Origin of the sequence: Thalassospira lucentensis, from assembly GCF_050516545.1 — a bacterium.
GTDB classification, from domain to species: Bacteria; Pseudomonadota; Alphaproteobacteria; order Rhodospirillales; family Thalassospiraceae; genus Thalassospira; species Thalassospira lucentensis_C.
On the sequence record NZ_CP191544.1, the window covers coordinates 2,644,588 to 2,659,373 of the forward strand.

Below are 14,786 nucleotides of genomic sequence, written 5' to 3' on the forward strand. Positions count from 1 at the left end.
CAACATGATCTGGCCAGTTACACCCAAATTCTCAGGAAGGCTTCCTATGGAAAACGCAGGCAAATTCTACATTAACGGCAAATGGATCGATCCGATCTCGTCCCAGAAAATGGACGTCATCAATCCCGCCACCGAAGAAGTCATCACCCAGATCACGCTGGCCAGCGAAGAAGATGTCGACCTTGCGGTTGCCGCGGCCAAGCGTGCCTTTGAAACCTATAGCCAGACCACGATTGATGAGCGGCTTGGCATGCTTGAACGCCTGCTTGCGATCTACAAGCGCCGCTATGAAGAAGTCGCTCAGACCATCACGGCCGAACTTGGCGCACCGATTACGATGTCGCGCGAACAGCAGGCCGATGCAGGTGTCGCCCATCTTCAGGATTTCATCAATGTTTTGCGCGACTTCAAAACCGAAGAAACCCTGCATAACGGCGAAACGCTGTTGCGTGAACCAATCGGGGTTTGTGGCCTGATCACGCCGTGGAACTGGCCGATCAACCAGATTGTTCTTAAAGTCATCCCGGCCTTGGCAACGGGCTGTACTTGCGTTTTAAAACCATCTGAATTCACCCCGCTTAACGCGATGCTTTATGCCGAAATGATCGATGAGGCCGGCTTCCCCGCGGGCGCATTTAACCTTATTCAGGGTGTAGGTCCCGTTGCCGGTGCGACCATGTCGCGCCACCCCGATATCGCCATGATGTCCTTTACCGGATCAACCCGGGCGGGCAAGGCGATCACACGGGATGCCGCCGAAAACATCAAACGTGTGACGCTGGAACTCGGTGGAAAATCGCCCAACATCGTCTTTGATGATGTCGATATCGAAGACCGCATTACCTTTAGCGTTCTCGATGTTTTCAACAATACCGGTCAAACCTGTGACGCGCCTACCCGTATGCTGGTTCAACGATCAATCTATGATGAGGCCGTCAAAGTCGCCAAAAAAGTCGGCGATGCGGCAAAGGTTGGCGATCCACGTGTTGAAGGCAATCATGTCGGGCCGCTGGTCAGTCATATTCAGTATGACCGGGTTCAGACCCTTATTCAGGCGGGCATTGACGAAGGTGCCAAACTGCTGGTCGGCGGTGTCGGCAAGCCCGATGGTATGAACGAAGGATATTTCGCCAAACCAACCATCTTTGCCGATGTAAATAATAATATGCGCATCGCACGCGAAGAAATCTTTGGCCCGGTCGTCGCCATGATCCCGTTTGATACCGAAGAAGACGCAATCAGGATCGCCAATGACACGCCATATGGTCTGGCGGCCTATATCCAGACCCCTGATGATGCCAAGGCCGACCGGGTTGCGCGCAAACTCCGCGCGGGCATGATCCGCATCAATGGTGCCTTCCCGCGTCCGGGAAGCCCGTTTGGCGGCTATAAACAATCAGGGATCGGGCGCGAAGGCGGGCTGTTTGGCCTTGAAGACTTCATGGAAGTCAAAATGCTGCATAAGCCGTAATCGACGAAGTTTGGCTGGTCATTGTTCACCGACATGGTGACCAGCCATAAAAATTGCAGATTGGTATAGGGCGCCCCGCATTTGAGCCTATCCGTTTGAGAGCAATCCACCAACTATGGATAGTTTACCCTTTCCTTACAGACACTTAAAACTTCTGTAGACGTGAGGAAAGGGACACAAATGATAAGAAAACTCATCGTACTGGCAACTGCAGCGCTGTTATCGGGCTGCGTCACCGCAGCGACCCAGTTTGAGCAAGACGTACCAATCGGGCGTGTATTTTCAGATAAAATAACCATGCCGCAAGGTGACGTTCTTTTACCCCCCGGCGACTGGACAGTTGTTGGTCAATCGATCACCCGAAACAACCACTATCAAGCTTTTGGCCATACCGCATTGGCCCGTATTGATGATGACCACAACCTCAACGGTCTTGTTTTCCTGATGACCGCGCTTGAGACACCACTTGGCTTCTCTTTTTATTCGACAGATCACTGTACGCCCGACGAAAAAGATATCTACTTTGAGAAGGTTGCCAATCGGGATCTTGGCCGACAGATATGCTTCTATATTGACAACTGGAGCACATGGCCATCAGCAGAAACAGACAGCGTGTTTCGACAGGCCGACGTCTATCTAACTTCCAAAGTAATAGATCGCCCCGACAGCATGCTGTTTTCCGTTCATCGCATTGTGCGACGGAACAAATTCCTGATCGCTGAATACGGCTTTGACTATCGTGAACCGGTAGATGTCGCGTTCCCCGGCTACACACCTGCCGATACATCCGTGACAAAGGATTTATACAGCAACCCGCGTTGGCAGAAAAACTTGGACAATGTGATTGCCTGGTCCCGCGAGAAACAGGACCTGATTGCAAGCGAGTTTTTGGACTAAACAACACAAACCCGCTTCAAACAAAGACCCCGGAAAATTCCGGGGTCTTCTGCGTTTCATGTTAAAGTCACACCGCGCAATGCCCTTGCGTCATCCCCACATGATATAGGGCTGGTAATGATGCAATCGGCCACTATAATCCCATCGTTAATCGATAAATTTAACGATCCGGGCAACGGATCAGATACGGATTGGGAGACGAGAAATGAATGCAATGTCCTTTTCCGAGATGGGACTTGCGGCGTTAAAAAGGCGGCAATTTGATGCCGCCATCAATATGCTGCGTCAGGCACTTAGCGAAAATATGGATAATCTTGAAGCCCGGTTCGGGTTGGCGCGTGCCCTTCACGAAAAAGGTTCGATTGTCGAAGCACTTGGTGAATACCGCACGGTGCTGCAATCTGATGCGGGCCATGAAGATTGCCTGTATCACACTGCACGCGCCCTGCTGGAAAATGGCGATCCGCGCGGTGCGCTGAACCATGTCGATATCATTTTGCGCGCCAAGCCAACCAATCCTGATTTTTTGACCCTGCGCGGTCAGGCATTGCTTGATCTTGGTCACAGCAAAACAGCCCTGTCATCGCTTCAAACCGCAGCACATCATAGCCCCGGCTCACAAACCATTCATCGGCTGATGGCCGCCTGTCACCGGGCAAATGGCGATATCGACGGCGAACGCCGCGCGGTTGAGCAGCTCCTGCGGATTGACCCGACATCTTTGACCGCCTCAAACGATCTGGGCGTGATCAATTTGCGCGATGGACAATTCATCGCAGCGTTTGAGGCGTTTGAACAAATTCTGGCACAGACCCCTGATCATAGCGAAGCCACCCTGAACCGGGCCATTACCCTGACCGTCATGGGCGGCATGGATCATCAGGCGATCTGGGAACGGGTCATGGCCGTTTGCCGTGATATTGACGGGCTTGATGACATCCGCGCGCTTGCAGATACCGTTACCGAACTGACCGATGACAAACGCCAAGACAGCAAGGACGCAGTGGCGCTCATCGCCCATGCAGCCCTTGCAACCACCGACATCTAGAACCCGAAATACCCTCGTCATTACGCGGGTATTTTTGATCAGCTTGGTTGGCAATTAGCTTACGGGTGCCTCGACAATTGACCCCTCAGAGCTGCGCGTTTTCACCCAGCCCAGAATACCAATCACACAGATCACTGCGGCAACACCCCCGACAATAAACGGTGAATTGCTGCTGAGGCCTGCGAGAACACCCCCGACCAAAACGGCGGCGGCCTCGGCCAGAACATGGACGGATCGGTAAATCCCCAATGCCAGGCCCTGTTCATGCGCGCCCGCCCCGTTTGAAATGAACAGACTGGTGGTTACTTCGCACCATGCAATCCCGAAGGCCGCCAAACTCATCGGCACAAAAATCCACACCAGATCATCGGGCAGGATAAAGGTCACAAGACCAACCGCCAGCAGCATATGACCAAGGGCCGCAACACCACGAAGCCCCATCGGCCGCTGTGCCCGTTCAACCGTCAATCCCGCCAAGATCAGCGGGATCGAGATGATGGCGGCACACATGCCAAGGAAACTGCTTGTCACGTCATGGTTCTGCACCATGTAGACGCCATAGAAACAGAAGAACAAATAGATCGCGACATAGCTTGCAAACGACACCACATAGCCCGGCAGCAAAACCGGATCGGTCAAGGTGGCCCAGACAGACCGGGTGGCAACTGGTGCGCCCTTATCCGTCCGACCACGGCGGCGGGCATATTCGGGAATGTTCAAAACCACCGCAACAACCAAAAGATTGAAGCCATACATGCCTGCTGCAAAAAAGAACGGCCATGAAACGTTGAAAGACGGATGAATAGACGGGTCCGAGAAAAATCCCCCCATCAGCGGACCGACGATCCAGCCAACATTGATCGCAACCGTGATCAGGCCGAAATTGCGCACCTTGTTTGCCGGTGTGCTGATGTCTGATGCGATGGATTGGGCGATTGCCATATTGCCTTCGCAGAGGCCCGACACAAACCGCCCGATCAACACCATCGATAAATTGGCATTCGCAACCCCGATGGCGACAACGATATAGCCAATTGCAGCCCCCAAAAGCGATGCCACCAGAACCGGCTTGCGCCCGACCTTGTCGGATAAACGCCCCAACCAGGATGCACCAACAAATTGCCCAATGGGATAAAGCGCCATCGCCACCCCAAGCAGGATGGTGCGATATTGTTCGGGAACCGACGGATCAAGAAACCCCAGTTCAGGCTTTAAAAACATCGGGCCAAAGACCGGATAGGGCAAACTGAAACCGGCAAAGCCAAACAGGACAGTCAAAAAGACTGCCGACATTGCCTTGTTTTCCTGCGACATAGGGATGAACTCCGTGGGGCGTTAGAAGGCTTGTGTGATTGTGTTTAAAAGGACCCCGTGGCGTGTAGCGTGTGGCAGAATGCCGTTACAAGGCGACGTAACGATCCGCAAGGGTCCGGACTTTTTGCCGGGCATCTTCAACCTGCCACCCTGCCCCGATCATAAGATCAGCCAGCCCGTCACACAGGATATTGACCGCGTTTTTGCGCAATTCCTGTCCGTAGTGGCGATCGGTAATTTCCGAGAGAACAAGCACATTGATCCCGTAACCAAGCCCCCAACTGCCAAGATTAAGGTTGCGGCTGCGGCTGGTCATATCCGATGCAATGCCAAGTTCGGCCTCACCTTCGCTGAGGAAGGCCTGAAACATCGATGTGATGGCATTGATCTGATCAAGCTGCGCCTGATGGCGCACAGAGGTCGCGCGTTTCCAGATCGATGGGGCAAGGGCAAGATATTCCGCCTCAAACCATTGGGGGTGATCAATGGAAAAGCGCAGATCAAGCAGATTGGCGATGATGTATTTTTCAATCGCGCTGCCATCATGATTGCGCGCAATATCAAACTTCTCGGCACGTTTGGAGCCTGCCATCACCGCCAAACCGATCAAAAGATCTTCCTTGCTGGCGAAATGGCCGTAAAGCGTACCAACCGAAATGCCACATATGCGGGCAAGGTCCGACATTTTAAGTTCAAAGAAACCAACTTCTGCAATCAGTTCCCCTGCCCCGTCAAGGATCAGTTCTTCACGCTTTTGGCGTTTTTCCATGCGGTTCTGCGCAACCATGGCAACCCGGCCTTTTCATCGACTTTATAGTTTGTGACGTAAAATCGAATTTGGTTCATTTTTTAAACCGGGACAATTCGTAATTTTGCATGGGTGTCATTCGATGGCGCGAAAAGCATCGATAAGCAGCAAAACCGCCACGCATTTCCCATTTGACCGGAACAGCTACCGTTATGATGCGTTTCCAGCATAAGATCGTAGGGTCATACCCCCTAAGCCCAAAGCAGCTGCTCCATGGATCGGACGGCGTTGCACCCCCGTTATCCTTTTTGAGTGGTTGCCAACATGTTTCAACGCTTCATCCGCATATGGGAATTTCTGGCTTACAGCCTGTGGGTATCGCCATTTCTTTTTGCCCTTGGCGGTGCCGCCTTTGCCGTTCTGGTGATGGCGCTTCCGTCATATGGTCTGGGGGATATCCTGCCATCGTTCTGGCCGGGATTTGATCAGTTGCCAACGATCCGGGATTTGCTGCAAACGCTTTTGGCAACCCTTGTCACTATGACGACATTTGCCTTGTCGATCACGATGGTTGTCCTGACCTTGGCCGCCGGATCGCTTGGCCCGCGCATGATCCGAAACTTCATGGGTGACAGCAAAACCCAAAATGCCCTTGGCACCTTTGTCGGCAGTATTCTTTTTCTGATCACGTCCCTTCTTCTGATGGGCGACATGCCTGAAACCGCGCCGATCCCACAGCTTAGCGCGACAATAGGCATCGCACTTTTTGTGATTTCTGTTTTCGTTCTGATCTTGTTTGTTCATCACCTTGGACGGTCAATCGTCGCCGATGAAGTCATCCAGCAAGTCGGCCATAACCTTGAAACCACCATCCAGTCGGCTTGCAGCACACTACAAGACCCGATCCAACGGGCCGAAAAGGCGCAAGTGGACCTTCCCGATACGATGGAGATTTCAGAAGACGTCGCCCTTTATGCCGCGTCTTCGGGATATGTTCAGGGCATTGATTACAAAAAGCTGTGCGAGATCGCGACAGAACGCGGTATCTGCGTTTCATTGATGGTCCGTGCCGGGCAACACGCGATTAAGGGTGACGTTATTGGCTGTGTTTCACCCGCCGACAACAAACCGCTCAGCACAGATATCAGAACCTGCCGAACCGACATCAGCGAAACGATCCTGACCGGCAATCACCGCACCGCCATGCTTGATGTCGAATTTGCGGTGCGCCAATTGGTCGAGGTTGCCTTACGTGCCCTGTCACCGGGGATCAATGATCCGTTTACCGCGATTTCCGTGATTTACCGGTTAGGCCGCGCATTGCCACATGCCATGACGTTTAAATACCCGGTGGGGACATGGAATGATGATGACGGCATTATCCGCGTTCAGGCATCCCTTTCGGATTTCGCCGGGATGCTTGGGGCGGCCTTTGATCAAATCCGCCAATCGGCAAGTGCCAAGCCCGATGTCTTGTTGCCAATGACCGAAATCATCGAAAGCCTGATTAAACTGTCAGAAACAGACCACCAATCAACAGTCCTGCGCGATCACGCCCGCCTGATCCTGCGGGCGGCAGAACGTGACATTCGCGAAGAAAATGATCGCAAAGCTGTTGAAACCGCCATCAACCGTATCTTGCGCAATCAGGAAAAATAACCGTCAAAACAGCAAGATCAATCAGGTATTCCGCGATCATATATGGCAATTTAACACCGCCGCTGATGTTGCAGCCAATCAAGGAATATCTGTGTGAAGGATCACGACCGCCAGAATTTCAAAGCACGGTTTTCCCGTGTATTTGACCATATTGATGTGCATCTTGATCAGGATATGTCGCTTAAAACCTTGGCCGGTATTGCGGCCTATTCACCGTTTGATTTTCACCGGCAATTTACCGCCCTGTTTGACATAACGGTCACGCAATATGTCCGATTGATCCGCATGCGCCGCGCCGCACATAGCCTGCTGTTTCGCAAAAATCTGTCGATCACGGAAATTGCCTTTAATGCCGGATATGACAGTCCGGAATCCTTCAGCCGTGCCTTTCGCCAGATACAGGGGCAAAGCCCATCGGATTTTCGGGCCAACCCGGATTGGGATCACTGGCAGGAACGTTATGCCAAACTCCAAACTGTGAGGATCAATTCAATGAGCAGCCCAACGCATCCCGGCATTCTTGATGATGTCGCGATCCTAGATTTCCCCGAAACCAGAACCGCTTGCCTTGATCATGTCGGCCCGCCAGAACGCATTGGCCAAACCATTCAACGGTTCATCGCATGGCGAAAGGCCCATCACCTTCACCCATCCAAACACGCGACGTTTAACATCGTCTGGTGCAATCCCGATGATACCCCACCCGATGAATTTTGCATGGGCTTGGCGGTTGCGACCAAGCACCAGTTGACGGAAGATGACACAGAAACCGGGTTTTATGAGCAAATCCTGCCGGCTGGTCGCTGTGCCAGACTGCGCCATATCGGCAGTGATCAGCTGCTTGGCGAAAGTGCCTTGCGGCTTTATCGCGACTGGCTGCCCCAAAGTGGGGAAACGCCCGGCGACTTCCCACTGATGTTTCAACGTGTCGCGTTTTACCCCGACGTTCCCGAACATGAAACCATCACCGATATCTTCCTACCGCTGGCCTGATGGCTATTTTGCCGTAAGCGGCGGCATGCGCCGTTCAACCGGTTTTGATTTTACAATTGCGGTGTTGGTTTCGGCCTTATCGACAATCTGATCCAACAACCCGTCCAGTTCCCCCATTGAGCGCACATAAAGCCGGGCGACAAAGCAATCATCGCCCGTCACCTTGTCACACTCGCCAAATTCCGGAATTTCCGAAATCAGCTGCTGCACGATATGAAGCTTCCCCGGAAGCGGGCGAATGCGCACGATGGCTTGTAACGGATAGCCCAATGCTTCGGGGTCAACATCAATGGTAAAGCCCCGAATGATTCCACGTTCTTCCAATCGCCGGACGCGTTCGGCCACACCCGGGGCAGAAAGCCCGACCTTGGCGGCCAGTTCCTTTTGCGAAATACGGGCATCGCGCATCAAGATTTTTAGAATCTTCTGATCTGTTTCGTCCATGACCTTACAAATCTCATAAATTTGTCAACTTTACTTAGATAAAAAAGGCTACATGCAACAACTACCTTGTTCAAGCCATATAAAACCGCGGCAAAAAAGCGGAAAGTTACGCCATCAAATGAAATTCAAGACGGAGCTTTCCGATGAAAGAACAAGTACGCGGTACGGTCGAAATGACCGCCGCAATGACGATTTTGGGAACAATCGGCTGGTTTGTCGTGATGTCAGACCGCCCGGCTTTGGATGTTGTGTTCTGGCGCTGTGTGTTTGGGGCAGCAACACTTTTGCTGATTTGTGCCGGGATGGGGCTTTTGCGTGGGCTTTTAAACATCCGCATGCTGGGTTGGGCGGCCCTTGGCGGGGTGGCAATTGTGACGAACTGGTTCATGCTGTTTCAGTCTTATTCGATGGCGTCGATCTCGGTTTCAACGGCGGTCTATAATACCCAGCCCTTTATGCTGGTGCTGTTTGGCGCGATATTTTTTGGCGAAAAACTGACGCTGAATAAATTCGCATGGCTTGGCATTGCCTTTGGCGGGTTGCTTTTGATCATTGCCGGCAAACCAACCGGCGGCTTTACCGGGTCTGATTATGCTGGCGGGATTTTAATGGCATTGGGGGCTGCGTTCTTCTGGGCGACCGCCGCCATTATCACCAAAAAACTGAAAGGCACCCCACCGCATCTGATCGCACTTATTCAGGTCTGTGTCGGTATCTTGATGCTGATCCCGTTTGCCGATCTGCATAACCTGCCTGACACCGCACAAAGCTGGGGATCACTTGTCACCGTCGGCGTGGTTCATACCGGGATCATGTATGTGTTGATGTATGGCGCGGTTCAAAAACTGCCCACCCATTTACAAGGGTCGCTGAGTTTCATTTATCCGGTTGTTGCCATCATTGTCGACCTGATCGCCTTTGGCTATCGCCCGGATATCGGTCAAATCATCGGTGCGGTTGCAATCCTGATCGCGGCCGCCGGAATGAATTTGGGTTGGCAATTGATCAGAGAAAAAAGCGTAGTTTAAACGAAACTTGATAGGTAGCTGTAGAGAGGGAGTTTTGCAGACATCCTCTCTACTTCTTACTCATCCATCTAACGCCATATGCTCCGCCTCATCTTCCAACGCATCGACACTAACGTCTCTTGCATCATCACGGTTCGATTTGATTTTCGGAGCCGCCTTACGCCAAGCAACAAGATTTTGTCCGACTTCTCGGTAGAACTCTGGGACAATCTCTTCCAAGAGAGCAATAAAGTTTGTCTGCTGAGTAAACTTCACCCCAACCCTGCGCGATAACAATACGTGGAAACCAAGAACCTGCATACCTTCCTTGCCCTCTTCCGAAATGGCAGCATCCTCTCTCAAAGCTTCAAGTGGATACAGAGTGGCTTCGCTGCTTCCCGGCCACATTAGCCTAATATGCATATCCGACGTTGATACACCTTTGAGCTGCCGCAGCAGCCAATTCACCCTTGCCTTGGTCGTTTTTTTGTCATCGGGCGCTCTCAAAAACATCTCAACGGAAATCGTTCTAGTCATAAGGTTGGCATAGATTTCGACAGGCGACGCAGCATCCGGAATCACAAGTGTGGCGCTCAAACGTTTCGTATCGCGAAGGTTGGCAAATTCTTCTTTTAGTCTAAGGCTTGGATCTTCGAGATGCTTGCGTGGCAATTTCTCTCGAACCAAAGTTTCTGTCTGGCGGCTAAGAATCAATGAGAGGTCTCGCGTTTCCTGATGCCATGCCTCTAATACAACTTGTGCGGCCTCAGATTTCGCAGGAATACCTTCTGACGCTGACACTAGCTTATTTAAGTCAGTCCATTCGGCAGGCATACGATCAAAACCTTTGATGCCTGTGCTCTCATGGGTCAAAAACCTTTTGAGTTCATTCAACAAAAGCAACTGATCGTCATCGGCCACTTCGTCATTGCTTATAAGCAGATCAGCAGTCGTCAAAATGAACATCCATGACCAATGGTAGACAGGAATTTTTGAACGACTCTTACGAACGGATATTAGAGGATGGTTTTCAGGGCGGGATGTAAACTGATTGGATATCGTGATGACGCAATCTACCCCATGCGCCTTAGCCAATGCACGATAGCGTTCCACCTGATCATCGTCCAAAAGGTTGGAACCCACTTTTGTCTCTACCAATGCACGCCATTCACGTTTACCGGTCGTGGCAATCAAAAGACCATCAGGGCGGTCTTTTGTCGCAGATTTATCTCCAGAAAAAACGATTTCTGTAAACGCATCGACGCTAGTTGTCTTACCAACACGAACATTTACTGACCTGAGCAAACTTTGCCCGAATTCTTGAATACTCGCCAAACAGCTTAAAACAATTGCCGTCGTGCGACCTTCTTTCGATGTCGTTGCCAAGACAGGGAAAAGGCGAGCCGCCTCACCTTGCGACAAGTAATCGGGCTTCATGCTTGATCTCCCCCAAATGACACAACCAAAGGTTATCCCTTGAGATCAAGAATGCGCAACCAAAAGATTTATTCAACACCCAGAATATACAACTCTCCTAACTCTGCATAATAAAAGGGCCCCGACGGGGCCCTTTTCTAAAACTCTATATTTTGGTGATTAGCCCGCAACATATGCCTCAATCGCGGCCAATGCGGCATCGGCCTGGGATGGATCAGAACCACCACCCTGTGCCATATCCGGGCGGCCACCGCCGCCTTTACCGCCAAGCTTGTCAACACCGATCCGCACAAGATCAACTGCGCTGAACTTGTCTTTCAAATCATCGGTCAGGCCAACCACGATCGATGCCTTGCCATTGTCATCCGAAACCAGTGCGACAATACCTGACCCCATCTGATCGCGCAGTTCATCAACCATACCTTTAAGGTCCTTGGCCGGAATGCCTTCAAGCGCGCGAAGGGCCAGTTTGACGCCGTTGACTTCCTTGAACGCATCACCGCCCGATGCTCCGCCGGAACCGGCCGTTGCCAGCTTCTTGCGCAGATCGGATACTTCACGTTCCAGACGACGACGTTCTTCCTGAAGCGCTTTAACGCGGGCCGGAACATCTTCTGGTGCTGCTTTAAGTTCAGATGCCACCGTGCTTAGAACGTTTTCACGCGCAGTCATATAGTTCGCAGCATCATCGCCGGTCAGGGCTTCAATCCGGCGGACACCGCTTGAAACGGCACCTTCGGAAACGATTTTGAACATGCCGATGTCACCGGTACGCTTCACATGCGTGCCGCCGCAAAGTTCAAGCGAATAGGCATGTTCGTTGGTTTCTGGCAGGCCCATGGAAACAACGCGGACTTCATCGCCGTACTTTTCACCAAACAACGCCATCGCACCCAGTTCAATCGCCTCATCCGGGGTCATCAAACGGGTAGTGACTTCGCTGTTTTCACGGATCAGGCGGTTCACATCGGCTTCAATGATCGCGGCTTCTTCTGCCGTGACCGGCTTTGGGTGCGAGACGTCAAAACGCAGGCGATCCTTGGCAACCAACGACCCCTTTTGGGTGACATGGCCACCAAGATGCTTGCGCATGACCGCATGCAAAAGATGGGTTGCCGAATGGTTGGCACGCAAGGATGAACGACGCGCATGATCAACGCGGAATTCTGCGGCATCGCCTACTTTGACATCGCCTTCAACAACCTTGCCAAGATGAACATGCAAGGTGCCAAGTTTCTTTTGCGTAGCCGTGATTTCGACTACCGCACCGCCTTCGGTTTTGATGATGCCTGAATCGCCCTGCTGACCACCAGATTCACCAAAGAAGGTCGTCTGATTGGCAATCACGGCAACTTCGTCACCCTTGGATGCGGTTTTAACCTCGGCACCATCCTTGACCAACGCGGTGATAACACCTTCGGCGGTTTCGGTTTCATAGCCCAAGAATTCAGTCGCACCGTCGCGGTCCTGAATATCGAACCAGACTTCTTCGGTTGCGGCTTCGCCAGAACCCGACCATGCGGCACGTGCCTTGGCCTTTTGTTCTTCCATGGCGGAGCTAAACCCGTCTTCATCAATGCCGATTTTGCGCGGTTTAAGCGCATCGGCCGTCAGATCAAGCGGGAAGCCATAGGTGTCATAAAGCTTGAATGCGACATCCCCCGAAAGGATCGCACCTTCGTCCATGCCATCGGTCGCGTCATCAAGCATCTTAAGCCCGCGATCAAGCATGGTTTTAAAGCCATGTTCTTCAAGCTTAAGCGTTTCTTCGATCAAAGCCTGTGCGCGGACCAATTCCGGGAACGCCCCGCCCATTTTGCGGACAAGTGCCGGGACCAGTTCATACATGACCGGGTCTTGCGTTCCGATCATGTGCAGATGGCGCATGGCACGGCGCATAATACGGCGCAGAACGTTACCACGACCGGCATTGGATGGTAGAACCCCATCGGCAATCAGGAAGCTGGTTGAACGCAGATGGTCGGCAACCACACGGTGCGACACATTATGCGGACCATCGGGATCAGTATTGGTCGCATCTGCCGATGCCTCGATCAGCGCACGCATAAGATCGATGTCATAGTTATCGTGTTTGCCCTGCAAAACAGCAGCAACACGTTCCAGGCCCATGCCGGTATCAATTGATGGTTTTGGCAGATCAACGCGATCACCATTTGCCATCTGTTCATACTGCATAAAGACAAGGTTCCAGATTTCAATGAAACGGTCGCCGTCTTCATCTGCACTGCCCGGAGGGCCACCCCAGATGTGATCGCCATGGTCAAAGAAGATTTCCGAACACGGACCACACGGACCAGTATCGCCCATCGACCAGAAGTTATCAGAGGTCGGAATGCGAATGATGCGGTCATCGGTCAGACCGGCAATTTTCTTCCACAGGCCATGGGCTTCGTCATCGGTATGATAGACGGTCACCAGCAGCTTATCTGCCGGCAGGCCATATTCCTTGGTGATCAGGTTCCATGCGAATTCAATCGCATTTTCCTTAAAGTAATCGCCAAACGAAAAGTTGCCGAGCATTTCAAAGAAAGTGTGGTGACGGGCGGTATGACCGACATTTTCAAGATCGTTATGCTTGCCACCAGCACGCACACATTTCTGCGAGGTCGTCGCGCGCGTATAATCGCGGTGCTCCTGACCGGTGAAAACGTTCTTGAACTGAACCATCCCGGCATTGGTAAACATCAGGGTGGGGTCATTGCGCGGCACCAGCGGGCTGGAGGAAACGACTTCATGGCCGTTCTTGCGGAAGAACTCCAGAAATGTGGTGCGGATATCATTAACGGTCTGCATATCTCTCCAACCCGGAAAACGCGGAACAAATGCACCCACCATTCTGGCGGATGGACTGCACTATTTAACGGCTCGACCTCACGCTGTCCAGTCGGGCGAGAGATGTCAGGGGTAATTGTCTTATGTTTTACGAATTTAGCAATACGATCCGGTCATTTTCGCGAAAGCGACGGGCACGGGTGAAGCGATAAGCCAAACCGATCCCGGTTCATGCCCGGCACAAAATCAATATGCTTAAACCCATGTCGCAACAATAACTTACGCGACGATAGATTTTCCGGGTGGGCAAAGGCGGTCAGCGTTTCAATCCCGCCAGAACCTTGGGCAACTTCAAGTGCAGCCTTGACCAGTTCGGATGCATATCCCTGCCCCCATGCTTTGGGGTGAAAGTAATATCCAAGTTCCGGTCCCCAGTCCGGATCAAACGGATCAACATAGAGTCCGCCCCAGCCAATAACATCTTCCGCCTCCCGCCGTCGGACAACCCATGGGGCAAACCCGTCATGGCGACGCCGCCATTCATGAACGAGAACGCGTTTACGACAGGCCGCGAAGCTTTCATCATGACGGGTATGGTACATGGCATCCCGATCACCAAGGAATGCATACAGATCAGGAATGTCAGAAAGGGTCGGCGGAGACAGGGTCAGCCTTGATGTTGCAACGGGCGGGATGGTTATTTATCCACACCTTCCTGGATCTGTTCGCCAAGCTTTTCCACATCGCGGCCAAAACCGGCTGCTGTTTCACAGGCAGCAAGCGAGAAACCAAACCCGGCAATCAGGGCCACGGCCAAAATGCGTTTAACAAGGATCGACATTTGTCTTTTTACTCCGTCTCGGTGACCTGCGCCCATGCGCGTCATGTTCTTTGTTATCGCTTTATATTGTCGGGCAAAGTCGCGGCGCGCAACTGTTATCAGCGCATAGCAAAACCGGCATGCAATGGCATGCC

Annotated in this window: 13 protein-coding genes; 6 read left to right on the forward strand and 7 right to left on the reverse strand. The window is 52.2% G+C overall.

The genetic code is table 11. The annotated features are described in order from the left end of the window. The first annotated feature begins 46 nt into the window (after positions 1 to 46). The 3 genes from ACQ0MK_RS12255 to ACQ0MK_RS12265 all read left to right on the forward strand — a co-directional run bounded on the left by ACQ0MK_RS12255 (position 47) and on the right by ACQ0MK_RS12265 (position 3,416). Complete coding sequence (locus tag ACQ0MK_RS12255) at positions 47 to 1,471, forward strand: aldehyde dehydrogenase family protein (RefSeq protein ID WP_430472850.1); 1,425 nt, start codon at positions 47 to 49, stop codon at positions 1,469 to 1,471. Between the two features lie 162 nt (positions 1,472 to 1,633). Then, on the forward strand, positions 1,634 to 2,368 hold the full coding sequence (locus ACQ0MK_RS12260; RefSeq protein ID WP_430472851.1) for a hypothetical protein: 735 nt from the start codon (positions 1,634 to 1,636) through the stop codon (positions 2,366 to 2,368). A 205-nt stretch (positions 2,369 to 2,573) separates the two neighbouring features. Next, complete coding sequence (locus ACQ0MK_RS12265; protein WP_430472852.1) at positions 2,574 to 3,416, forward strand: tetratricopeptide repeat protein; 843 nt, start codon at positions 2,574 to 2,576, stop codon at positions 3,414 to 3,416. Between the two features lie 54 nt (positions 3,417 to 3,470). On the opposite strand, the gene ACQ0MK_RS12270 is transcribed toward ACQ0MK_RS12265, so the two are convergent. Both ACQ0MK_RS12270 and ACQ0MK_RS12275 read right to left on the reverse strand, forming a co-directional pair. Further along, the gene (locus ACQ0MK_RS12270) at positions 3,471 to 4,730 is read right to left on the reverse strand and encodes an MFS transporter (RefSeq protein WP_430472853.1); all 1,260 of its coding nucleotides are present in this window, start codon (positions 4,728 to 4,730) and stop codon (positions 3,471 to 3,473) included. Positions 4,731 to 4,815: 85 nt separating this feature from the next. Continuing rightward, on the reverse strand, positions 4,816 to 5,517 hold the full coding sequence (locus ACQ0MK_RS12275) for a TetR/AcrR family transcriptional regulator (RefSeq protein ID WP_430472854.1): 702 nt from the start codon (positions 5,515 to 5,517) through the stop codon (positions 4,816 to 4,818). A 285-nt stretch (positions 5,518 to 5,802) separates the two neighbouring features. Here ACQ0MK_RS12275 and ACQ0MK_RS12280 point away from each other — a divergent pair, with 285 nt between their 5' ends. Together ACQ0MK_RS12280 and ACQ0MK_RS12285 are read left to right on the forward strand one after the other, a co-directional pair. Next, positions 5,803 to 7,137: a DUF2254 domain-containing protein gene (locus tag ACQ0MK_RS12280; RefSeq protein ID WP_430472855.1), complete on the forward strand. Its 1,335-nt coding sequence runs from the start codon at positions 5,803 to 5,805 to the stop codon at positions 7,135 to 7,137. Between the two features lie 93 nt (positions 7,138 to 7,230). Then, on the forward strand, positions 7,231 to 8,130 hold the full coding sequence (locus ACQ0MK_RS12285) for an AraC family transcriptional regulator (protein ID WP_430472856.1): 900 nt from the start codon (positions 7,231 to 7,233) through the stop codon (positions 8,128 to 8,130). Positions 8,131 to 8,133: 3 nt separating this feature from the next. Here ACQ0MK_RS12285 and ACQ0MK_RS12290 read toward each other — a convergent pair whose 3' ends face one another. Further along, entirely contained in the window at positions 8,134 to 8,574 is a 441-nt protein-coding gene (locus tag ACQ0MK_RS12290) for an Lrp/AsnC family transcriptional regulator (RefSeq protein WP_430472857.1), read from the reverse strand. Positions 8,575 to 8,717: 143 nt separating this feature from the next. Here ACQ0MK_RS12290 and ACQ0MK_RS12295 point away from each other — a divergent pair, with 143 nt between their 5' ends. Next, entirely contained in the window at positions 8,718 to 9,602 is an 885-nt protein-coding gene (locus tag ACQ0MK_RS12295) for a DMT family transporter (RefSeq protein ID WP_430472858.1), read from the forward strand. 60 nt (positions 9,603 to 9,662) lie between these two features. Here the strand turns inward: ACQ0MK_RS12295 and ACQ0MK_RS12300 are convergent, their stop codons facing one another. The 4 genes from ACQ0MK_RS12300 to ACQ0MK_RS12315 form a co-directional block, all read right to left on the reverse strand. Next, on the reverse strand, positions 9,663 to 11,018 hold the full coding sequence (locus ACQ0MK_RS12300; protein WP_430472859.1) for a hypothetical protein: 1,356 nt from the start codon (positions 11,016 to 11,018) through the stop codon (positions 9,663 to 9,665). Between the two features lie 159 nt (positions 11,019 to 11,177). Then, the gene (gene alaS / locus ACQ0MK_RS12305; RefSeq protein ID WP_430472860.1) at positions 11,178 to 13,832 is read right to left on the reverse strand and encodes an alanine--tRNA ligase; all 2,655 of its coding nucleotides are present in this window, start codon (positions 13,830 to 13,832) and stop codon (positions 11,178 to 11,180) included. A gap of 152 nt (positions 13,833 to 13,984) precedes the next feature. Beyond that, positions 13,985 to 14,512 carry a GNAT family N-acetyltransferase gene (locus ACQ0MK_RS12310; RefSeq protein WP_430476027.1) on the reverse strand — a complete coding sequence of 176 codons (528 nt, stop codon included), beginning with the start codon at positions 14,510 to 14,512 and terminating at the stop codon, positions 13,985 to 13,987. Then, positions 14,509 to 14,652 carry an entericidin gene (locus ACQ0MK_RS12315; RefSeq protein ID WP_350047731.1) on the reverse strand — a complete coding sequence of 48 codons (144 nt, stop codon included), beginning with the start codon at positions 14,650 to 14,652 and terminating at the stop codon, positions 14,509 to 14,511. Before ACQ0MK_RS12315 ends, ACQ0MK_RS12310 begins: the two co-directional genes overlap by 4 nt. Positions 14,653 to 14,786: the final 134 nt, after the last annotated feature.